The 20,066-nt window shown below is 64.8% G+C and carries 18 protein-coding genes; 9 read left to right on the top strand and 9 right to left on the bottom strand.

Features of this window, described 5'->3' with window-relative positions; translation table 11 throughout:
* The first annotated feature begins 26 nt into the window (after positions 1-26).
* The 5 genes from GPL20_RS32490 (at position 27) to GPL20_RS32470 (ending at position 6,162) form a co-directional block, all read left to right on the top strand.
* A complete protein-coding gene (locus GPL20_RS32490) occupies positions 27-1,829 on the top strand; it encodes an adenine deaminase C-terminal domain-containing protein (RefSeq protein ID WP_157335576.1) in 1,803 nt (600 codons plus the stop codon).
* A gap of 151 nt (positions 1,830-1,980) precedes the next feature.
* Positions 1,981-3,765, top strand: coding sequence for a glyoxylate carboligase (gene gcl, locus GPL20_RS32485; RefSeq protein WP_157335565.1), 1,785 nt, complete (start codon positions 1,981-1,983; stop codon positions 3,763-3,765).
* 9 nt (positions 3,766-3,774) lie between these two features.
* Positions 3,775-4,560 carry a hydroxypyruvate isomerase gene (gene hyi / locus GPL20_RS32480; protein ID WP_157335555.1) on the top strand — a complete coding sequence of 262 codons (786 nt, stop codon included), beginning with the start codon at positions 3,775-3,777 and terminating at the stop codon, positions 4,558-4,560.
* A gap of 217 nt (positions 4,561-4,777) precedes the next feature.
* Positions 4,778-5,665: a 2-hydroxy-3-oxopropionate reductase gene (locus GPL20_RS32475; RefSeq protein WP_157335551.1), complete on the top strand. Its 888-nt coding sequence runs from the start codon at positions 4,778-4,780 to the stop codon at positions 5,663-5,665.
* A gap of 113 nt (positions 5,666-5,778) precedes the next feature.
* Positions 5,779-6,162, top strand: a complete 384-nt coding sequence (locus tag GPL20_RS32470) for a DUF1236 domain-containing protein (protein ID WP_157335541.1) — start codon at positions 5,779-5,781, stop codon at positions 6,160-6,162.
* Between the two features lie 58 nt (positions 6,163-6,220).
* Here GPL20_RS32470 and GPL20_RS32465 read toward each other — a convergent pair whose 3' ends face one another.
* The 3 genes from GPL20_RS32465 to GPL20_RS32455 all read right to left on the bottom strand — a co-directional run bounded on the left by GPL20_RS32465 (position 6,221) and on the right by GPL20_RS32455 (position 7,847).
* A complete protein-coding gene (locus GPL20_RS32465; protein ID WP_157335539.1) occupies positions 6,221-6,583 on the bottom strand; it encodes a VanZ family protein in 363 nt (120 codons plus the stop codon).
* Positions 6,584-6,660: 77 nt separating this feature from the next.
* A complete protein-coding gene (locus GPL20_RS32460; RefSeq protein ID WP_157335537.1) occupies positions 6,661-7,269 on the bottom strand; it encodes a thiamine pyrophosphate-dependent enzyme in 609 nt (202 codons plus the stop codon).
* Between the two features lie 11 nt (positions 7,270-7,280).
* The gene (locus GPL20_RS32455) at positions 7,281-7,847 is read right to left on the bottom strand and encodes a thiamine pyrophosphate-binding protein (protein ID WP_157335535.1); all 567 of its coding nucleotides are present in this window, start codon (positions 7,845-7,847) and stop codon (positions 7,281-7,283) included.
* A gap of 252 nt (positions 7,848-8,099) precedes the next feature.
* Here GPL20_RS32455 and GPL20_RS32450 point away from each other — a divergent pair, with 252 nt between their 5' ends.
* Both GPL20_RS32450 and GPL20_RS39075 read left to right on the top strand, forming a co-directional pair.
* Complete coding sequence (locus tag GPL20_RS32450) at positions 8,100-9,149, top strand: hydroxyacid dehydrogenase (RefSeq protein ID WP_157335532.1); 1,050 nt, start codon at positions 8,100-8,102, stop codon at positions 9,147-9,149.
* A gap of 236 nt (positions 9,150-9,385) precedes the next feature.
* Positions 9,386-9,598, top strand: coding sequence for a phosphoribosylformylglycinamidine synthase subunit PurS (locus tag GPL20_RS39075; RefSeq protein WP_167533313.1), 213 nt, complete (start codon positions 9,386-9,388; stop codon positions 9,596-9,598).
* A 3-nt stretch (positions 9,599-9,601) separates the two neighbouring features.
* Here the strand turns inward: GPL20_RS39075 and GPL20_RS32440 are convergent, their stop codons facing one another.
* The 3 genes from GPL20_RS32440 to GPL20_RS32430 all read right to left on the bottom strand — a co-directional run bounded on the left by GPL20_RS32440 (position 9,602) and on the right by GPL20_RS32430 (position 13,126).
* The gene (locus GPL20_RS32440; RefSeq protein WP_157335529.1) at positions 9,602-10,180 is read right to left on the bottom strand and encodes a GNAT family N-acetyltransferase; all 579 of its coding nucleotides are present in this window, start codon (positions 10,178-10,180) and stop codon (positions 9,602-9,604) included.
* A gap of 6 nt (positions 10,181-10,186) precedes the next feature.
* On the bottom strand, positions 10,187-12,544 hold the full coding sequence (locus tag GPL20_RS32435; RefSeq protein WP_157335526.1) for an Orn/Lys/Arg family decarboxylase: 2,358 nt from the start codon (positions 12,542-12,544) through the stop codon (positions 10,187-10,189).
* A 102-nt stretch (positions 12,545-12,646) separates the two neighbouring features.
* Complete coding sequence (locus GPL20_RS32430; protein WP_167533312.1) at positions 12,647-13,126, bottom strand: Lrp/AsnC family transcriptional regulator; 480 nt, start codon at positions 13,124-13,126, stop codon at positions 12,647-12,649.
* Between the two features lie 145 nt (positions 13,127-13,271).
* On the opposite strand from GPL20_RS32430, the gene ald reads away from it, so the two are divergent.
* Entirely contained in the window at positions 13,272-14,387 is a 1,116-nt protein-coding gene (ald, locus tag GPL20_RS32425; protein WP_157335521.1) for an alanine dehydrogenase, read from the top strand.
* Between the two features lie 144 nt (positions 14,388-14,531).
* Here ald and GPL20_RS32420 read toward each other — a convergent pair whose 3' ends face one another.
* The 3 genes from GPL20_RS32420 to GPL20_RS32410 are packed head-to-tail and all read right to left on the bottom strand — an operon-like array spanning position 14,532 to position 18,576.
* Complete coding sequence (locus GPL20_RS32420) at positions 14,532-16,442, bottom strand: flavin-containing monooxygenase (protein WP_157335519.1); 1,911 nt, start codon at positions 16,440-16,442, stop codon at positions 14,532-14,534.
* A complete protein-coding gene (locus GPL20_RS32415; protein ID WP_157335516.1) occupies positions 16,439-17,086 on the bottom strand; it encodes a TetR/AcrR family transcriptional regulator in 648 nt (215 codons plus the stop codon). The genes GPL20_RS32420 and GPL20_RS32415 overlap by 4 nt, the downstream gene beginning before the upstream one ends.
* On the bottom strand, positions 17,083-18,576 hold the full coding sequence (locus GPL20_RS32410) for an AMP-binding protein (protein ID WP_157335514.1): 1,494 nt from the start codon (positions 18,574-18,576) through the stop codon (positions 17,083-17,085). The genes GPL20_RS32415 and GPL20_RS32410 overlap by 4 nt, the downstream gene beginning before the upstream one ends.
* A 171-nt stretch (positions 18,577-18,747) precedes the next feature.
* On the opposite strand from GPL20_RS32410, the gene GPL20_RS32405 reads away from it, so the two are divergent.
* The gene (locus tag GPL20_RS32405) at positions 18,748-20,007 is read left to right on the top strand and encodes an ABC transporter substrate-binding protein (RefSeq protein WP_157335512.1); all 1,260 of its coding nucleotides are present in this window, start codon (positions 18,748-18,750) and stop codon (positions 20,005-20,007) included.
* The last annotated feature ends 59 nt before the right edge of the window (positions 20,008-20,066 follow it).

The raw sequence follows: 20,066 nt of genomic DNA, 5'->3' as shown, positions 1-20,066 counted from the left end.
GGCTGTAACTCCACGCGAGGGTCCCGATGACCAAACTTACCCGCTTTGCCGTCGCAGCGCTGCACTCGATGACGCGGCGCCTGGCCGATGTCGCCTCGGCGCGTGTCGCGCCGGACCTCGTCGTCACGGGCGCGCGGGTGCTCTCGACCTATTCGGAACGCATCCACGCGAACCGCGAGATCTGGATCACCGGCGGCCGCATCGCGGCGGTGAAGCCGGCCGGGGCGGCGAAGAAGGTCTGGAGCGGCGTTGCGACTTACGACGCGGCCGGCGGCATCATTGCGCCGGGGCTGGTCGATCCGCACATCCACATCGAATCCTCGATGGTGACGGCCTGCGCCTATGCCGAGGCCGCGCTGCTCAACGGCACCACGACGATCTTCTGCGACAGCCATGAGATCGGCAACGTCATGGACGTTGCCGGTGTGGAGGCGATGTTGGAAGACGCGCGCGAGGCGCCGCTGTCGATCTTCCTGACGGTGCCGAGCACCGTACCTGCAACGTCGGCTGAGTTGGAGACCGCTGGCGGCGATCTCACACCGGACAAGATCGCCGGCCTGTTCGATCGCTGGCCCGAAGCGGTGGCGCTTGGCGAGAAGATGGATTTCGTGCCGGTGACGATGGGCGACGAGCGTAGCCACGCGATCCTCGCCGCCGCCCTGAAGCGCGGCCGGCCGGTGTCCGGCCATGTCTACGGCCGCGAGTTCGTCGCGGCCTATGCGGCATCCGGCGTCACCGACACCCACGAGGCGATCGACCGCGACATCGCCGACGATCTGCTCGACGCCGGCGTCTGGGTGTTCCTGCGCGGCGGCCCGCCGACGACGCCGTGGCATTCGCTGCCGCAGGCGATCCGGACCATCACCGAGCTCGGGGCCTCCCACAAGCGCACCGCCGTGTGCACCGATGACCGCGACGCCGACGATCTCCTGCTCTTCGGGCTCGACTGGGTGGTGCGTGAGGCCGTGAAGGCGGGCATGTCGCCGGAGCAGGCCTGGTCGATGGGCTCGCTGCACGGCGCCACGCGCTTCGGCATGGAAGGCGAAATCGGCGGGCTTGGTGGCGGCCGCCGCGCCGATCTCGTGCTGATGGACGATCAGCTCAAGCCGCAATGCACCTGGTATGGCGGCGAACTGGTGGTCGAGCATGGCAAGATCACGCCGCTTCTCGATCAGGCACTGTCGCAGCGATACCAATATCCGAAGGCGGCTTATGCGACGGTCAAGCTGCCGGAGAAGATGAAGCTGACGCCGCAGCTGCCGGCGAAGGCCTGCACGGTCAACACAATCAAGACCGCGCTGCCGGGCATCACGCTGATCCATGAGAAGGTCAAGATCGAGCCGGCAAAGGATTGGCCGTCGCTGTTCGCGCGCTACGGCCTGTGCTTCGTCGCGGTGGTCGAGCGCCACGGAAAATCGGCCGGCAATGTCGCCCATGGCCTGCTGAAGGATTTCGGCCTCAAGCGTGGCGCGGTGGCCTCCAGCGTCGGACACGACAGCCACAACATCATCGTCGCCGGAACCAACGAGGCCGACATGCAGGCCGCGATCGCCGCTATCAAAGAGCAGCAGGGCGGTGTCTGCGTCGTCGCCGACGGCAAGGTGAGGGCACTGGTTCCGCTGCCAATCGCGGGCCTGCTCTCCGACAAGCGCGTCACGGAGGTCGCCGAAGAGGTCAAGGTGCTGAAGCAGGAATGGACGGAAGCCGGTTGCACCATTCCCTACATGGGCTTCAATTTGATTCCCCTATCGGTCATTCCGGAAATTCGTATCACCGACAAGGGTCTCGTGCTGGTGCCGCAGATGGAGCTGGCACCGCTGTTCGAGTGATCGCTTTCACGCCCATCTCGATCTAACCGGTTGAGACCGCCGCGATTTTTCTGCGGTTGCCGCATCGTGGAAAATAAAATCGATCTCGTTGAGATCGGCTTCTGCGCGCCCGATGATCTCGCTTGCTGACGCAACTTGAGCGAGGTCCGATATGGCGAAGATGCGAGCCGTCGATGCAGCCGTCCGTATTCTGGAGAAGGAAGGCATTTCCACCGCCTTCGGTGTTCCCGGGGCCGCGATCAACCCGCTCTACTCCGCGCTGAAGAAGCGCGGCTCGATCCGGCACATCCTGGCGCGGCATGTCGAGGGTGCCTCGCACATGGCGGAGGGGTACACCCGCGCCAAGGCCGGCAATATCGGCGTCTGCATCGGAACGTCAGGCCCCGCCGGCACCGACATGATCACCGGGCTCTATTCGGCAATCGCCGATTCCATTCCGATCCTCTGCATCACCGGCCAGGCGCCGCGCGCGCGTCTCTACAAGGAGGATTTCCAGGCCGTCGACATCGAGTCGATCGCAAAGCCCGTGACCAAATGGGCGGTGACGGTGCGTGAGCCGGCGCTGGTGCCGCGCGTGTTCAGCCAGGCGTTTCACGTGATGCGCTCCGGCCGGCCGGGACCGGTGCTGATCGACATGCCGCTCGACGTGCAACTCGCCGAGATCGAGTTCGACGACGAGACCTATGAGCCGCTGCCGGTCTACAAGCCCGCCGCGACCCGCAAGCAGGTCGAGAAAGCGCTGGAGATGCTCAACGCCGCCGAGCGGCCGCTGATCGTCGCGGGCGGTGGCATCATCAACGCCGACGCTTCGGACCTGTTGGTCGAATTCGCGGAGATCGCCAACGTGCCCGTCGTGCCGACGCTGATGGGGTGGGGCGCGATCCCCGACGATCACGTGCTGATGGCCGGCATGGTCGGCCTTCAGACCAGCCACCGCTACGGCAACGCCACGCTGCTGGAGTCCGATTTCGTGCTCGGCATCGGCAACCGCTGGGCCAATCGGCACACCGGTTCGGTCGAGACCTACACCAAGGGCCGCACCTTCGTGCATGTCGACATCGAGCCGACGCAGATCGGGCGCGTGTTCAATCCGGATCTCGGCATCGTCTCGGACGCGAAGGCCGCGCTCGAGCTGTTCGTCACCGTCGCCAGGGAGTGGCGCCGGTCAGGCAGGCTCCGCGAGCGCCAGGCGTGGCCCGCCGCCTGCCGCGATCGCAAGAAGACGATGTTGCGCAAGAGCCATTTCGACAACGTCCCGATCAAGCCGCAGCGCGTCTATGAGGAGATGAACAAGGCGTTCGGCCGCGACACCGCCTATGTCACCGTGATCGGCCTGTCGCAGATCGCTGGCGCGCAGTTCCTGGGCGTCTACAAGCCGCGCAACTGGATCAATGCCGGGCAGGCGGGGCCGCTCGGCTGGACGCTGCCGGCGGCGCTCGGCGTGCGCGCGGCGTGTCCGGAGCGCGAGATCGTCGCGCTGTCGGGCGACTACGACTTCCAGTTCCTGATCGAGGAGCTCGCGGTCGGGGCGCAGTTCAATCTGCCCTACATCCACGTGGTCGTGAACAATTCCTATCTCGGCCTGATCCGTCAGGCCCAGCGCGGCTTCGACATGGACTATCACGTCCAGCTGTCCTTCGAGAACATCAACGCGCCCGAGATCGGCGTCTACGGCGTCGATCACGTCGCGGTCGCCGAAGGCCTCGGCTGCAAGGCGATCCGCGTCACTGACCCGAAGGACACGCAGGCGGCGTTCGTCACGGCGCGCGAATTGATGGCCAAGCACCGCGTGCCTGTCGTGGTCGAGTTCATCCTCGAGCGTGTCACCAATATCGCGATGGGAACGGAGATCGACAACATCGTCGAGTTCGAGGAGGTGCTGGATCTGCCGCTCGACGAGGTCGGAAGCACGCGCGTGCTGCAGCCGGCGGAATAGGGGAGACACATGCCGAAATTCGCCGCCAACCTCACCATGCTCTTCAACGAAATGCCGTTCCTCGACCGCTTCGCAGCGGCGAAGGCGGCGGGATTTGCCGGGGTCGAATATCTCTTTCCCTATGATTTCGACAAGGCGCAGCTGCGCGAGCAGCTCGAGGCCCATGGCCTGACGCAAGTGCTGCACAATCTTCCCGCCGGCAACTGGGGTGCCGGCGAGCGCGGCATCGCGATCCTGCCCGATCGCGCCGCCGAATTCCGCGACGGCGTGTTCCGCGCCATCGACTATGCCAAGGCGCTGGATTGCGAGCAGCTCAATTGCCTCGTCGGCATCGCGCCTGCCGATGCCGATCCGCGCGAGCTGAACGAGACGCTGGTCGGAAACTTGCGCTTTGCGGCGTCGACGCTGGCACGGGAGAACATCAAGCTCCTGGTCGAGCCGATCAACACGCTCGACATCCCCGGCTTCTACCTCAACGGCACCGAGCAGGCCGTGCAGCTGATCTCCGAGGTGAGGTCGAACAATCTGTTCATCCAGTACGACATCTATCACATGCAGATCATGGAGGGCGATCTCGCCCGCACCATGCAGGAGTATCTCCCGCAGATCGCTCACGTCCAGCTCGCCGACAATCCCGGCCGGCACGAGCCCGGCACCGGCGAGATCAACTATCCCTTCCTGTTTCGCCATCTCGACGCGATCGGTTATCGCGGCTGGATCGGCTGTGAATACAAGCCGCGCACCACGACGCTGGAAGGCCTGTCCTGGCACGCGGCACAGACGTTTGAGACGTAGTGGGCTCTAAGCGGGGTCACCGGTGCACTCCCTCTCCCGCTTGCGGGAGAGGGTTGGGGAGAGGGTATTTCCGCAGTGGGACTCGTGAAATGCGGAAAGAACCCCAACGCGGACAGAGCCCTCACCCGGCACTGCGTGCCGACCTCTCTCGCAAGCGGGAAAGGTGCCCCGGGCGCGGGGCCGAAATTTCGCGAATCCAACTGAGAGAAAGTCAGACATGATCGACATCGGCTTCATCGGACTTGGCACCATGGGACGGCCGATGGCCGGCCATCTCCTGGCCGCAGGCCATCGCGTTCTCCTGCATGACGTTGCGCCGGTGGCGCCCGAGCTGATCGCCGCCGGCGGCATTCCATGCAAGTCGAGCCAGCAGGTTGCCGAGGAGGCGGACGCGGTCATCATCATGGTGCCGGATACGCCGCATGTGGAGGCCGTGTTGTTCGGCAAGGACGGTGTCGCCGCCGGAATCTCCAAAGGCAAGATCGTCGTCGACATGAGCTCGATCTCGCCGCTCGCGACCAAGGAGTTCGCGAAGAAGATCGAGGTGCTGGGCGCGGACTATCTCGACGCGCCGGTGTCGGGCGGGGAGGTCGGCGCCAGGGCGGCGAGCCTCACCATCATGGTCGGCGGGCCGGAGCGCGCCTTCAACACGATGAAGCCGGTGTTCGACAGGATGGGCAAGAACGTCACCCGGGTCGGCGCCAATGGCGACGGGCAGACGACGAAGGTCGCCAACCAGATCATCGTGGCGCTGACGATCGAGGCGGTGAGCGAGGCGCTGCTGTTTGCGTCGAAGGCCGGTGCGGATCCTGCGCTGGTGCGACAGGCGCTGATGGGCGGCTTTGCATCGTCGCGGATTCTCGAGGTCCATGGCGAGCGTATGGTGAAGCGCAATTTCGATCCCGGCTTCCGCATCGAGTTGCACCAGAAGGATCTCAATCTCGCGCTCGAAGGCGCGCGCACGCTCGGCCTGTCGCTGCCGAGCACGGCGGTGGCGCAGCAATTGTTCTCTTCCTGCACCGCGCATGGCGGCAAGGCCTGGGATCACTCCGCGATGGTGCGCGCGCTGGAACTGATGGCGGGGCACGAGATCGCCGCGGCGTAAGTGTTACGGGGTAACAGTCTCCGGAATTGACGCGTTTTTGGCCGCGCAGGAACCGGAACAATGGTCCGGCTCCGCGGTTGATGGCGCAGAACAACCACTGGAGACATGAGGACATGAAAACCCGTCTTGCGATTTCGTTGGTTGCTGCGTCGCTGCTGGCGTCGAGTGCAGCCTTTGCCCAGTCGACAACCGAACAGGGCGCAAGGGACGGCGCGCGTGCGGGCGGCGACATCGGCGGCCCGGTCGGCGCGATGGTCGGCGGCACCGTCGGTGCGGCCGTTGGCGCCGGTCTGGAAATTCCGAATGCGATTCTGGGTGGAATCCCGCGCGATCGTTCCGTCGTGATCCACGAACGCGTCGTGGTCGGCGAGCCGCTGCCCCCGACCGTGGTGTTGCGCCCGGTGCCGAACTACACCGAATATCGCTACGCGGTCGTGAACGATCGCCGCGTCATCGTCGAGCCGCGCACCCGCCGCGTCGTCAAGATCATCGACTGATCGGTAAGTGTGTAGACCTTGAAGAATTGGGCCCTGCGGAGCGTTGCTCCGCGGGGCCTCAGCTTGTCAGGGCGGAATTCGTGCGCAACCGGGTCATGACCCAATCGACGGCGGCCGCGAGCGCAAAACCGATGCAGGCCGTGCCGGCATCGACCAGAAAATCTTCCAGTCGCGCATGCCGTCCCGGTGCCCAGAACTGCATCAGCTCGAGCAGGCCGATCAGGACCACCGAGACGGCGGCGACGGCCCAGCGACGATTCCGGTAGGCGAGGCCGAAGGCCAGTCCCACCAGGATGAAGGCGAGGGCATGTTCGCCGTCCTGGCCGAGGTCGGAATGGGGCCGCAGGCCGGGCGGCCCGAGGGTTGCAAATGCGACGGCGGCCGCGAGCAGCCAGGCAAAAAAGCGAACAAAAATGGACATCCGCTGCCGATAGCACGGATTCGCGACAGCCTGTTGCGGGATGAGGATCAGATCGCCGTGTAGTTAATGACGAAATGTCAAAGCGGCTCGCGCACGCCGAGGCCGTGCATGAAGCGCTCCCGGATCTGCACGGGATCCCTGCGGGTGGTGCCGACGCCCGGCTTGTCGTCGATGCGGACCGCGATCAGGCTCGGCTCCGCGACGGACATTGCCTCGTCGACCAGACGCTCGAAATCCTCCTCGTCCGCGGCCCAGGCGCTGTTGGCGAGCCCCGAGCCCGTGGCGATCGCGACGATGTCGGCGACGCTTGCCGCCGGCGTCGGCTGCGCGCCGGTGATCTGGTAAATGCCGTTGTCCATGACGATCATGATGAGGTTCTGCGGCTTCAATGTCGCAATCGTCGAGAGCGCGCCGAGCTGCATCAGCAGCGAGCCGTCGCCTTCGAGCGCGAAGACGCGGCGGTCGGGCTGCGCCAGCGCCACGCCGAGTGCGATCGGGAAAGCGAGGCCCATGCTGCCGAGCATGTAGAAATTTTGCGGACGGTGGCCGGCGGCCCAGAGATCGAAATTGGTATTGCCGATGCCGCCGATCACGGCTTCCTCGTGCTTGAGCTTCGCGATCAGGCGCGAGGTGACATCGAAGCGGTTCATCACCTTGGTGTTGGGCGTGCTCATGTTTGTGCTCATCCTGGCCGGCCTCACTTGTCAAAGACCTTGCCGCCCGTGAGCAGCGGGTTGAGGATCAGCGCCACCGGCGCCTGCGTGGTGACGGCCTGCTTGATCGAGCGGTCGGCAATGAATTCGAGCTCGTCGAGCCGGGTGATGGTGTGATGCTCCAGCGCCAGCGAATCCAGCACCGGGCGCATGGTGCGGCAGACCAGCGATTGGCCGTAGTTGAACTCGCCGAGCGTGCCCCGCTCGGAGACGAACATGATCAGCGGGATCTGGTAGGGCACCGCGAGCGAGGCCAGCACGTTGGCGAGCGTGGCAAAGCCAGAGGTCTGCATCAGCACCGCGCCGCGCCGCCCGCCCATCCAGGCACCCGAGACGATGCCGACGGCCTCTTCCTCGCGGGCGGTGGCAAACGTGGTGAAGAAGGGGTCGGCGTGCAAATTCTTGATCAGCGGCGTCAGCACGCGGTCGGGCACGTAGGGGATGAGGCTGATCTCGTTCCGCTTCAGGGTCTGCAGGACGATGGCGTGCCAGGTCCTGTCGCTGGAGGCCTGCGCCGCCTGGGGCGAGGTCTGCTGTTCCGCAATCGCCATTGCGTTCTCCCTTGCGCCGCGCATGCTCTTGGTCTTTGCCATTGTCCTGGCCGTCGCGGCGATCTGCCGAACTTGACGGAGCGCGCGGGATTGTCAACATGTCCCGGCCGGCACGGTGATCTGCGCCAGACGGCCTGCCGTGGCCGGCACCGCCGTGTCATAAGCGGCGATAACGAGAAACGGGAGGAAGGCACGGACGAGCGCGCGTCGCGCTGACCTTGCGCATCTCCTGAGAGAGCCGGAAGGGTCCTGATGTCGGTCAACAACAAGCGTGTCGTCTACTCCAACTATTTGGCCAATCCGATCTACATCGACATTCTGAAGGCGCGGCCCGACGTCCGGCTGGACCGGATCGAGAACGGAAGCCCGGAAGACTTCTATGCGCCGATCCTGTCCGCCGCGCATGTCTACCAGATCGGCGCCGCCCGCGATGAGCTGGCGCCGCATTTCCATGTCGACGCGGCCTTCCTGAAACGCACGCCGAACCTGCTGCTCGTCTCCAGCAATGGCGCGGGCTTCGATCCCGTCGACGTCGAGGCCTGCACGGAAGCGGGCGTCGTGGTCGTCAACCAGTCCGGCGGCAATGCCCATTCGGTGGCCGAGCATGCGTTGGCGATGATGCTGACGCTGTCCAAGCGCATCATCCAGTCGGACCGCCGCCTGCGCCGCGAGCGCGACGTCAACCGCAACGATCTCGTCGGCAACGAGGTCGAGCACAAGACCGTCGGCATCATCGGGCTCGGCAATGTCGGCCGGCGCATCGCCGCGCTGTGCAAGGGCCTGCTCGGCATGAAGGTGCTGGCCTATGATCCGTATCTGTCGGCCGAAGTGATGGCCGAGCGGGGCGGGGAGAAGGTCGAGCTCGACGAGCTCCTGCGCCGCGCCGATTTCGTCTCGATCTCCTGTCCGCTCAACAAGGGCAGCCGCAACCTGATCAGCGTGCGCGAGTTCGCGCTGATGCAGCCGCATGCCTATTTCATCACCACGGCGCGCGGCTTCATCCACGACGAGGACGCGCTGCTCCAGGCGTTGCGCGACAAGCGCATCGCGGGCGCCGGCCTCGACGTCTGGTCCAAGGAGCCGCCGCCGCCGGAGCATCCGCTGCTCCAGCTCGACAACGTGCTGGCGAGCCCGCACACGGCAGGCGTCACGATCGAAGCGCGTCAGAACATGGGCCGCATCGCCGCCGAGCAGGTGCTGGAGACGCTCGACGGCAAGCGGCCGCCGCGCATCATCAATCCCGAGGTCTGGCCGCGCTACGCCGAGCGTTTCAAGCAGGCGTTCGGCGTGACGCCGGGGTAGGGGAAGCCACATTGTCATTTCGGGGCGCGACGTAGTCGCGAACTAGGATGCGCAATTGCGCATCTGAGAATCCGTTCATTTCACGGACGCTGCTGCCCGACGGATTCCGGGCTCGCGCCAGGCGCGCCTCCGGAATGACGGCTGAAAAAATGCCTCCCAATCTTGATCCGCGTCAAAATCTCCTCCCGCATCCAGCCTAATTGGGATTAGAGTGCGCCGGGGCAGCTGGAGGTCCCATGTCAACTTATGTCGTCAAGTTCATGAAGGACGTGCTCGGCCAATACGGCCGGCAGATCGAGGTGTGTCAGGGCACGCTCGAGATTGACGCCTCCGATGAGGACGAAGCCAGAGAGCGGGCCAAGGCGATGTTTTGCAAGAACCAGGCCTTGCATCACTGGTCGCTGCATGCCGACCGCATCCAGGTGAGGCCGGCTGACTTTCCGTCCTGAGGCCTACCGGCCGGGCGCCGTGACAGGCGGTGGTGCGGTGACGCCGGCGCCGAGCGAGCGCTGTACCATGGCAGTATCGGACCAGCGGCCGTGGCGATAGGCCACTCCGCAGAGCAGGCCGACGCGGGCAAAGCCGAATTTTTCGTGCAGCGCCAGCGAGGGTGCATTGTCGGCATCGATATAGCCGATCATCTGGCGGAAGCCGGCCGCGGCGCAGGCATCGATCAATTCCCGGAGCAGCAGCCGTCCGACTCCGCGGCCCAGATGCTCGTGGTGGACGTAGATCGAATGCTTGGCCGTGTAGCGATAGGCCGGCCGCTTGCGGAACTGCACCGCATAGGCATAGCCGACGACCTCGCCGCGAAAGGTCGCGACCAGATGCGGCAGGCGGGTCTGTTTCAGGTTCTTGCGCCGGTCGCGCAGATCGTCGGGCTCGGGCGCGCCGGTTCCCTCGACGTCGCGGGGAACGCCATTGCGGACGTGATGGCGGTAGATCGCCAGCATCGCCTCGACATCGCTTTCGCGTGACGCCCGGACCAGGACCGGGTCGTCATCCGGTCGTGCAATTGCAGTTTCGTTCATCGGCACCTACTCGGCAACGACGTAGGTATAGAGTCCGATGCGGCCGTTTGCATCGATCTCCTTGTAGACGCCCTGGATTTCCACATCGAAGCCCGGAAATATGTTGAAGCAGGTCTCGAACATCTTGAGATAATCGATCATGGGCTTCGCCCGTTCCGTGAGCCGCTCGCCGGGCACGATGGTGGCGATGCCGGGCGGATAGACCACGAAGGGCGTGGTGGCGATGCGGCCCGCGATCGCCTCGATAGGCAGATAGTCGACATCGTTGCGGAACAGGAAGCGCGCGGCATCGCGCGGCGACATCGCGATCTCCGGCAGGTGCTCGGGCATGAACTGCCGCGCCTGGAGCGCGCTGACGTCAGCGGTGCGGAAGAAGCGGTGCATCTCGCCGCAGAGGTCGCGCAGCCGCGCGCCGGCATAGCGGGCCTGTCGCCGCTGGTAGAATTCGGGGATGACGTCGGCCAGCAGCGCGTTGTCGTCGTGCAGCTTCTTGAAGGCGACGAGGCCGGAGATCAGCGTGCCGGCCTTGCTCGCCTCGACGCCCGGGGTGAGCAGGAAGAGCAGGGAGTTGAGGTCGTTCTTTTCGGGGACGATGCGGTTCTCGCGCAGATACTGCGCGACGACCGGCGCGGGGATGCCGTGCTCGGCATATGCGCCGGTGGTGCGGTCGAAGCCGGGCGTCAGCAGCGTCAGCTTGTTCGGGTCGGTCATGGCAAAGCCTTCGGTGAGGCCGGGAAAGCCATGCCAGGGGCTGTCGGGGGAGAGCTGCCAGAGCACGGGATTGGTGGCGAGCTCGTCGGTCGACAGGGTTTCCCAGGCGACATTGTGGGCGGCGCCCGGGCGGCTGACGTCGGGGATGGCGACGCGATCGGGGACGAAGGGTTCGAAGAACCAGCGCCGATCCGGATTCTGCTCCTTCTCCTCGAACTCACGGCGCATCGCCCGCATCTTCTTGCGCAGCTCGATGCCGAGGCGGATCGTGTCGTCCCAGAGGACTTCGCCGGAGCGGCCTTTCATCATCTGAGCGCCGACGTCGAGCGAGGCGAACAGCGGGTAGAACGGCGACGTGGAGGCGTGCTGCATGAAGCTTTCGTTGAAGCGGCGGTGCTCGACGCGCCGCTTCTGGCCGCGGATATGACGGTCCTTGATGTGGATCTGCGAGGCCTGCGAGAAGCTCGCGAGCTGCTTGTGGGTGGATTGCGTCGCGATGATGCCCGGCGCCTCCGGAGGAAGATTGGCCAGTCCCATGGCGAAACGGCCGGAATAGAGCGGGTGGAACTTCATGAAGCCGGCCCAGGCCTCGTCGAACAGGATGTACTCGCAGAGATGACCGATGCGCTTGAGGATCATCTCGGCGCTGTGGATCGAGCCGTCATAGGTGCACTGCTCGACTACGGCGACGCGGAAGGGGCGCTCCTTGCGCCAGGCGTCCCTGTCCGTGACCAGCGGGTGGTTGCGGATTGCCTCGCGCAAGGCCTTCTCGTCGAGCGCGTCCCAGCGCATCGGGCCGATCAGGCCCCAGGCGTTGCGGACGGTCGGCACGTAGATCGGGATGCCGCCATTGATCATCAGCGCGCCATGGTGGGCGGCCTTGTGGTTGTTGCGGTCGAACAGCACGAGGTCGCCGTCGGTGACGAGGGCGCCGAGCGCGACCTTGTTCGAGGTCGAGGTGCCATTGAGCACGAAATAGGTCTTCTCCGCGCCGAAGATCTGCGCGGCTTCCTTCTGCGCCTTCAGCGCCGGGCCCTCGTGGGTGAGGAGGTCACCGAGATCGAGCACGGAGTTGTCGAGGTCGTCGCGGAACACGGATTCGCCGAGATGCTCAACGAAGACCCGTCCGATCGGGCTGCGGCTGTAGAAGACGCCGCCATTGTGGCCCGGGCAGGTCCAGAGCTGGTTGCCTTCCTCGGCATAATCGACGAGCGCGCCGAAGAACGGCGTCTTCAATGTTTCGGCATATTGCTTGAGCCGGCTGATCAGGTTCTTGGCGATGAAGGGTGGGGTCTCCTCGGAGAGGAAGACGTAGCCGTCGATGAAGTCGAGCACCTCGACCGGGAGGTCCTCAAAGCGCTTGCGCCGGATCAGGAGGATGATCGGGAAATCGAGGCCCCGGCGCCGCATCAAATTGATCAGTGCCGAGGTCTTGCCTTCGAGGCCCTTCTTGCCCCAGTCCACCACCATGCAGCCGATCGCGGCGTCGGTCTGCACCGCGATTTCGGCGTCCTCCAGCTTGCGGGCCCGGACCACCTCGAAGCCGGAGCGCTGGATCTCCTCGATGATCTGATTGAAGCGGATGCCCTCGAGATCGTCGGCGTCGAACACCGGTGCGGCGAACAGGAAGTTGAAGCGCTTGAAATAATCCATGGCGTGTCCCGAATGTGCGAGACCGACAGGTCTCGACACATTCGATGACAATTGGATGACACCGGCGCGCGGGGTCTTTCGCGTTTGCAGGGAGGAGCGCCGCTATCGCTTCGTCTCGCCGAATACCACGGTTGGTACCGCGCGGTTGACGATATCGCGAAGTGCGAAGCTCGATTGCACCCGGGCGACACGGGGTAGTCGCGACAGCTCGGTACGGTGGATCCGCTCGAAATCCTGGATGTCGCGGGCGAGCACAATCAGAATGTAGTCGTCGGTTCCCGACATCAGGAAGCAGCGCACGACGGAGGGGCATTTCACCACTTCCGCCTCGAACGCCTTCAGCGCGTCGTCGCTCTGGCTCTCCAGCGCAATGCGCACCAGCACGGTCGTGGTGAGGCCGAACAGTGTGAGATCGAGCGCGGCCTGATAGGCCTGGATGTAGCCGTCGTCCTCCAGCGCCTTCTGCCGCCGCGCCAGTGCCGTGCTTGATAGCCCAACCTTGTTGGCGAGCTCGGTGTGGCTGGCCCGCGCATTGGTCGTGAGTTCCGCGAGGATGGCGAGGTCTTTCCGGTCGAGGGTCAAGGTTTCGTTTCCAGCGTGAAAGAGCATTTCGGCGCCGGAAACCGGCGCGCATGCGCCGAAACTAGCGGATATTTGCACGAAACCAAACCGCCCCTCTCGTTACGATGGTGAACGGAATCAATACGTTGGCGAAGGAGCTCGAAAGATGCGCGTCGGTGTGCCCAGGGAAATCAAGGTGCAGGAATATCGCGTCGGGCTCACCCCGGGTGCGGTCCGCGAGTATGTCGCGGCCGGGCATCAGGTGACGGTCGAGGCCGGCGCAGGCAGTGGCATTGGCGCCTCCGACGAGGTTTATCGGCGGGCGGGGGCGGCGATTGCCGAGAGCGCGGCCGACATTTTCGCCAAGTCCGACATGATCGTGAAGGTGAAGGAGCCGCAGAAAAGCGAATGGGCCCAGCTCCGTGAGAGCCAGATCCTCTTTACCTATCTCCACCTCGCTCCGGATCCGGAACAGGCCAGAGGTCTCATCGCCTCCGGCTGCACGGCGATCGCCTATGAAACCGTCACCGACGCGAACGGTCACCTCCCGCTGCTCGCGCCGATGAGTGAAGTCGCCGGCCGCCTCGCCATCGAGGCTGCCGGCGCTGCGCTCAGGCGGTCGGCCGGCGGGCGCGGACTGCTGCTCGGCGGCGTACCCGGCGTGCAGCCGGCCCGTGTCGTCGTGCTCGGTGGCGGCGTAGTGGGAACGCAGTCCGCGCGCATGGCCGCGGGGTTCGGCGCCGAAGTCTCTGTGATCGATCGCTCGCTTCCCCGGCTGCGCCAGCTGGACGATCTCTTCATCGGCCGGGTGCGCACCCGCTTCTCGACGATCGAGTCGGTCGAGGAGGAAGTGTTCGCCGCCGACGTCGTGATCGGCGCGGTGCTGGTGCCGGGCGCCAGTGCGCCAAAGCTCGTCACGCGCGCAATGCTGAAATCGATGCGGCCTGGTGCGGTGCTGGTCGATGTCGCCATCGACCAGGGCGGCTGCTTCGAGACCTCGCATCCGACCACGCACACCGATCCGACCTTCGAGGTCGACGGCGTGGTGCATTATTGCGTGGCCAACATGCCGGGCGCGGTGCCGGTGACCTCGAGCGAGGCGCTGAACAACGCAACGCTGCCGTTCGGCCTGATGCTCGCGAACAAGGGCTTTGCCGCGGTGCTGGAAAATCCGCATTTGCGCAACGGGCTCAACGTGCATCGCGGCCGCGTCACCAACAAGGCGGTCGCGGAAAGCCTCGGAATGGACTTCGCTCCGGTGGAGAGCGGGCTGGCGGCGTAGGACGCAAGCTCCGTCATTGCGAGCGTAGCGAAGCAATCCAGAGTGTCTCCGCGGAAAGATTCTGGATTGCTTCGCTGCTCTCGCAATGACGACGTGGTGAGAGCGCAGACTAACGCCACGTCGAGTCCGCGTCGATAAAGGAGTCTACGCCTTCGTCAATCTGTACTGCCCGAGATCCGGATCGTGGGTCATGCGCCAATAGTCCACGAACCGCCATGGCATCGCCGAGAACACGCGGCCACTCTTGTTGCGGTAGTAGGTGGTCATGCCCGGATGGGTCCAGATCATGGACTCGTGCTCGGCGTCGACCTTGCGGACGTAGTCGTCGAGCACATCCTGGCGGATGTCGATGGCGGCGATATCCCGCTCGATCATGTCGGCGAGGCAGGCGGAGATGTAGCGGCTCTGGCATTCCGACTGGAAGATGACGCTGCCGCCGTGGGCGGGACCTGAATTCGGGCCGAGCATACAGAAGAAGTTCGGAAAGCCCCGCACGGTGAGGCCGAGGAACGCGGTCGGATTCTCATTGGCCCAGGCCTCGCGCAAATCCTTGCCGTCGCGGCCGCTGATGTTGAGGCGCGCCGCCATCTCCGTGACCTTGAAGCCGGTGGCGACCACGATGATGTCGGCAGGGCGGTGCCTGCCGTCCGCGGTGACGATGCCGTTCTGGTCGAAATGGTCGATTGTGTCGGTGACGAGCTCGACATTCGGCCGCGTCAAGGTCTTGAACCAGTTGTTGTCGAGCAGGATGCGCTTGCCGTAGGGCGGATAGGTCGGCACGCATTTTTCGATCAGGTCGGGCCGTCCCTGCAATTCCGACAGGATGAAGTCGGTCAGCTCCTGACGGTGCCGGTCATTGCCCTTGTTGACCGCGCGCTCCGGATGCGGCCAGGCCGGGTCCTTGCGCAGGAAGGGCAAGAGGCCGTCGCCGTAGCGCCAGAACATGTTGAAGCGGTACCACTGCACATAGAATGGCAGATGGGCGAGCAGCCAGCGCGCTCCCTCGCTGATCGGATCGGAATAGCCCTTCACCGGCCGCGCCCATTGCGCGCTGCGCTGATAGACCGTGACCGAGGCAACGCGGCCGGCGATCGACGGCACCAGCTGCATCGATGTCGCGCCGGTGCCGATCACGGCGACATGCTTGCCGTCGAGATCGATATCGCTCGACCACAGCGCGGAATGCAGGATCGAGCCCTTGAAGCCCTCTTCGCCCTTGAAGTGCGCGCGGGAGGGATCGTTGAGCTGGCCAATGGCCGAGACCAGCGCGGTGGATTCGAAGGTCTCTTCGCCATCCTTGGTTTTGAGTGTCGATATCCAGCGGCGCTTGCCTTCGTCCCAGCGCGACGAGGTCAGCTCGGTGTTGACGCGCAGATGCTTGCGGATGCCGTATTCGTCCGCGACCTTCTGGAGATAGCCGAGCAGCTCCTCGCGCTGGCAGAAGTAGCGTGTCCATTCATTGCCGGAGCCGAACGAGTAGGAATAGGAGTGGTTCGGCGTGTCGACGCCGCAGCCGGGATAGCGGTTGATCCACCAGGTGCCGCCGAGCTCGTCGTTCTTTTCGACGATGGTGTAGGGGATGCCGAGATGGCCGAGCGCGACGCCGAGCGCGATGGCGCAGACGCCGGCGCCGACGATCAGAATGTGCTGCTCGGCGAGCTTGTCGTCGGAAGGACGCTCGGTCCAGCTCGCCTCGCGCGGCACGAAGCCCATCTCCTCGCGCATCAACGGGGCATATTCCGGCGCGACATTCTCGCCGAGACAGGCCCGCATCATCTTCAGCAGCAGCGCGTCGCCGGGATCGGTGATGACCGGCCTGGGCGTGCCATTGGCGAAGAGCTCGACGACCGCGGCGCGGATCTCGTCCTGGACCTCCCTGGGTACGCCGGCCTCGGGATCCGGAATGAGGCGGATATCGCGCCTGGGCAGATAGGGCGGCGCGAGCCAGCGTTCATCGCCGGTCATGTGCACCAGCACCATCAACAGGCAGCGGATGTCGCCTTCGGCGATTGCGGAGGCGAGATCGAGCGGCTTGTGCGGAGATGCGATGTTCATGGCGTGTCCTGATCTCCTGACGCAGTGAAGAGGCCGCGCGTCATCAGCTTGCGATAGGCGGAAATGACGTGATCGGGCACGGCGGTGACGCCGCCCTCCGAATAGGAGTAGCGACGGCTGAGATAGCCCCGCGCGCCCATCAGCATGTGGACGATCGCCTCGAACTCCTCGTCGCCGTAGTCCTCGATCGCGCCGGCAAGCCGCGCGCGGCGCAGGATCCGCACATAGGCGGTCGAGATGTTGTCGAGATGCTTCTGGTAGCCGTGAGGTGCGAAGAACTCGGCCTCGTTGAGGATGCGCAGGAACTCCGGCACCTCGCGGATGAAGTCGAAGAAGGCCGCGAAGCGTTCGATCTCCTGCCGTGCCGCATCAGCCGTGCCGGTGCGGGCGCGGATGAACTCGACCATGTCGAGGCCGATCTTGGGCAGCAACTGGTCGAGCAGCTCCTGGCGGTTCTCGAAGTGATTGTAGAAGGTGCCTTGCGCGACGCCGGCCTGCTCGGTGATGCGGGCGACGGATGCTTCGGCATAGCCATGCTTGCCGACGACCTTCGTGGCGGCCTCGAAGATCTTCTGCTTGGTCCAGGCGTTGCGCTCGACGCGGTTGAGCTTTGTGACTTTCGCGGTGGCGGGTCCTTGATTCATGCCACGGTCTCCAGTTCGGCGCGCAGCACGCGCTTGAGTATCTTTCCGGATGGATTGCGGGGCAGGCTGTCGCGGATGAAGAGCTGTTTCGGCACCTTGAAGCTCGCGAGTCGCGTGCGGCAGTGCGCGGTGAGGGCAGGGAGGTCGAGGCTCGCGCCTTCGGCCAGCACGACGATGGCGACCGGCTTCTCGCCCCAGCGTGCGTCGCGCAGGCCGATCACGGCGACTTCGCGCACCTCTGCCAGCTCGTAGATGACGCGCTCGACCTCGGAGGAGGCGATGTTCTCGCCGCCGGAGATGATCATGTCCTTCTTGCGGTCGGTGAGATACAGGAAGCCTTCCTCGTCGAGATAGCCGACATCGCCGCTGCGGAACCAGTCGCCGAAGAAGGCCGATGCCGTCTTGTCCGGATCCCTCCAATAGCCGCGCGTGATCTTCGGCCCGCGCAGGCAGATCTCGCCGTTGACATTCGCCGGCAGCTTGTTGCCGTCCTCGTCGCGGATCTCGATCTCGACATGGGCGATGGCGCGCCCGGTCGAGCCGATCTTCTCGATCTCGCGGCCTTTCTCCATGAAGGTGTCGCCGCCGACGGTTTCGGTAAGACCATAGGCGTCGATGTAACGCGCATTGCGGAAGAGCTCGGAGAAAGCGCGGATGCGGACCTCCGGCGTCTTCTCGCCGCCGCCGATCGCCCATTTCAGGCTCGAGACGTCGTAGCGATCGCGCGTCGGGCAGGTCAGCATCGCGGTGGTCATGACTGGTGCGAACCATGCGGCGTTGAGCTTGTCCTCGGCGATGGCCGCAAGTGCCGTCTCAGGCTCGAAATTGCGTTCGATGTGGATGAAGCCGCCATGCCAGAGCACGGCGATGCCGGGCAGGTCGAGTGCGCCGACGTGATAGAGCGGGCCGACGACGAGGAGACGGGTGTCCGCGCTCAGGGCGAGCGCGATCGTCTGGTCGGCCGACTTCCAGTAGAAATTATCGTAAGAGAGCATCACGCCCTTGGGGCGGTCGGTCGTGCCCGAGGTGTACATCAGGCGCATCAGGTCGGATGGCGCGCGGACGTACATCGGGGCCGGCGGCGCAACGCCCGCAAGATGCGTGACGCTCTGCTGCGCGGGCTCGTCGAGCACGACGATCTCCGCGCCCGCCGCGTTCCCTGCCAGTTCGTCATCGACGATCAGAAGGCGCGCGCCGGCATTGCCGGCGATGTAACCGACCTCGTCGCGGGAGAGGCGGAAGTTGATCGGCAGAAACACCGCGCCGAGATGGCTGATAGCGAAGACGAGCTCCAGGAACGCCGCGCTGTTCTTCATCAGCACCGCCACGACGTCGCCCGAGCCGATGCCCTGCGTGGCGAGCCAGCCCGCGGTCTTTCGGATGCGCGTATCGAAGGCGGCGTAGGAGATCTCCTCGCCGCGGTATTTCAGCGCGGGCCGGTCCGGCGTCCGCCGGGCATGAAAGGCAATGAAGCTCGACAGGTTGACCATTGCGCGGGTTTTGGGCCGGTTACCGGCCTCATCTCCTCCTTGATGAATTATGACTCGTAGTTCATATTTGGCTTGACGTCACCCCCCTACCTCTGAAATTGTTGAGAGCACGGAGACGAGACGATCTCCGGCAGGGATCAGGACACGCCGACCCGAAAGAGGGAGGGGAAGATGACGAGAACCCGCACGCCGGGCATCAGCCGCCGTTCAACGCTGGCGCTGATGGGCGCCGGTGCGATGAGTCTTGCCGCGCCTTGGGTGGCGCGCGCGCAATCCAAAACCATCAAGATCGGCATGCCGACGATCCTGTCGGGCCGCGTCGCGCAGCTCGGCACGTCGTCGCGCAATGCGGTGATGCTCGAGGTCGAGAAGGTCAACGCCGCCGGCGGCCTTGCCGGACGGCAGATCGAAATGGTGATCCGCGACTCCAAGGGGCAGCCGCAGGAGGCTGCGCGCGTCTCCCGCGAGCTCGTCAATACCGATGGCTGCGAGCTGCTGATCGATGCGGAAGCGTCCTCCGGCGCCTTTGCCGTGCATGAGGTCGCGCGCGATCTCGGCGTGTTCTGCATCCACACCAATTCGGAGACATCGGCGCTCACCGCCGATCCCAAGCAGCATATTCCCAATGCCTTCCGCACCGCGCGGCAGGGCGTGCACGATTCCATCGTCGGCGGCAGCTATGCGGCCGCTATCGCCAAGGCCAAGGGCCTGAAGAAGTGGGCGACGTGCTCGCCGGACTACGCGTATGGCCGCGACACGACGGCCGAGTTCACGCTGTATCTGAAGCGCTTTGCGCCCGATGTCGAAATCATCAGCGAGTCCTGGCCAAAGCTGTTCCAGCCCGACTATACCGAGGTGGTCACCAAGATCCTGCAAGCCAAGCCGCAGGCGCTGTACTCCTGCCTGTGGGGCGGCGATCTCACCTCCTATATCGACCAGGCCAACATCTACGCGATGTTCGGCCAGATGGAGGTGTTCGCGGTCAACATGGCCGATTACACGGCGCTCACCGTGGTGAAGAACCTGCCCAAGGGCATCCACTCCGGCAACCGCTACATCAAGACATTCCCGACGACACCGGAGAATGCAGCGTGGGGTGATGCCTACAAGGCGAAGTACAACGAATATCCGACCAACTGGTCGTGGGAGAACGCGACTGCGGTCATGCTGATGGCGGAAGCCGCGAAGAAGGCGAACTCCGCCGACGGCAAGAAGATCGCGGAGACATTGAAGGGCCTCACGATCAAATGCCCGTTCGGCGCCGACGGCACCGTGACCATGCGTGGCGACGACCACACGCTGGTCGGCTACGCCATCGGCTGGGGCACCACGATCCCGCAGGAGCCCTATGTCCCCGAGGTCAAGGCCGGCGACTGGAAGACCATCTTCGAGCTCGAGGCCGAGTGGAAGAAGAGCAAGGGCTACACCTGATCTGACGTGCGGCGGAGACGGGCGACCGTCTCTGCCGCCTTCGCTTCGTTTTCCGCGCC

Origin of the sequence: Bradyrhizobium cajani (assembly GCF_009759665.1) — a bacterium.
GTDB classification, from domain to species: domain Bacteria; phylum Pseudomonadota; class Alphaproteobacteria; order Rhizobiales; family Xanthobacteraceae; genus Bradyrhizobium; species Bradyrhizobium cajani.
Note: the sequence above shows the minus strand (reverse complement) of the source record. Positions and strands in the feature narration are given on the sequence as shown.

Coding starts and splice junctions, on each gene's coding strand:
- GPL20_RS32490 (WP_157335576.1), top strand. CDS start 27: ATGACCAAACTTACCCGCTTTGCCGTCGCAGCGCTGCACTCGATGACG.
- gcl (WP_157335565.1), top strand. CDS start 1,981: ATGGCGAAGATGCGAGCCGTCGATGCAGCCGTCCGTATTCTGGAGAAG.
- hyi (WP_157335555.1), top strand. CDS start 3,775: ATGCCGAAATTCGCCGCCAACCTCACCATGCTCTTCAACGAAATGCCG.
- GPL20_RS32475 (WP_157335551.1), top strand. CDS start 4,778: ATGATCGACATCGGCTTCATCGGACTTGGCACCATGGGACGGCCGATG.
- GPL20_RS32470 (WP_157335541.1), top strand. CDS start 5,779: ATGAAAACCCGTCTTGCGATTTCGTTGGTTGCTGCGTCGCTGCTGGCG.
- GPL20_RS32465 (WP_157335539.1), bottom strand. CDS start 6,583: ATGTCCATTTTTGTTCGCTTTTTTGCCTGGCTGCTCGCGGCCGCCGTC.
- GPL20_RS32460 (WP_157335537.1), bottom strand. CDS start 7,269: ATGAGCACAAACATGAGCACGCCCAACACCAAGGTGATGAACCGCTTC.
- GPL20_RS32455 (WP_157335535.1), bottom strand. CDS start 7,847: ATGGCGATTGCGGAACAGCAGACCTCGCCCCAGGCGGCGCAGGCCTCC.
- GPL20_RS32450 (WP_157335532.1), top strand. CDS start 8,100: ATGTCGGTCAACAACAAGCGTGTCGTCTACTCCAACTATTTGGCCAAT.
- GPL20_RS39075 (WP_167533313.1), top strand. CDS start 9,386: ATGTCAACTTATGTCGTCAAGTTCATGAAGGACGTGCTCGGCCAATAC.
- GPL20_RS32440 (WP_157335529.1), bottom strand. CDS start 10,180: ATGAACGAAACTGCAATTGCACGACCGGATGACGACCCGGTCCTGGTC.
- GPL20_RS32435 (WP_157335526.1), bottom strand. CDS start 12,544: ATGGATTATTTCAAGCGCTTCAACTTCCTGTTCGCCGCACCGGTGTTC.
- ald (WP_157335521.1), top strand. CDS start 13,272: ATGCGCGTCGGTGTGCCCAGGGAAATCAAGGTGCAGGAATATCGCGTC.
- GPL20_RS32420 (WP_157335519.1), bottom strand. CDS start 16,442: ATGAACATCGCATCTCCGCACAAGCCGCTCGATCTCGCCTCCGCAATC.
- GPL20_RS32415 (WP_157335516.1), bottom strand. CDS start 17,086: ATGAATCAAGGACCCGCCACCGCGAAAGTCACAAAGCTCAACCGCGTC.
- GPL20_RS32410 (WP_157335514.1), bottom strand. CDS start 18,576: ATGGTCAACCTGTCGAGCTTCATTGCCTTTCATGCCCGGCGGACGCCG.
- GPL20_RS32405 (WP_157335512.1), top strand. CDS start 18,748: ATGACGAGAACCCGCACGCCGGGCATCAGCCGCCGTTCAACGCTGGCG.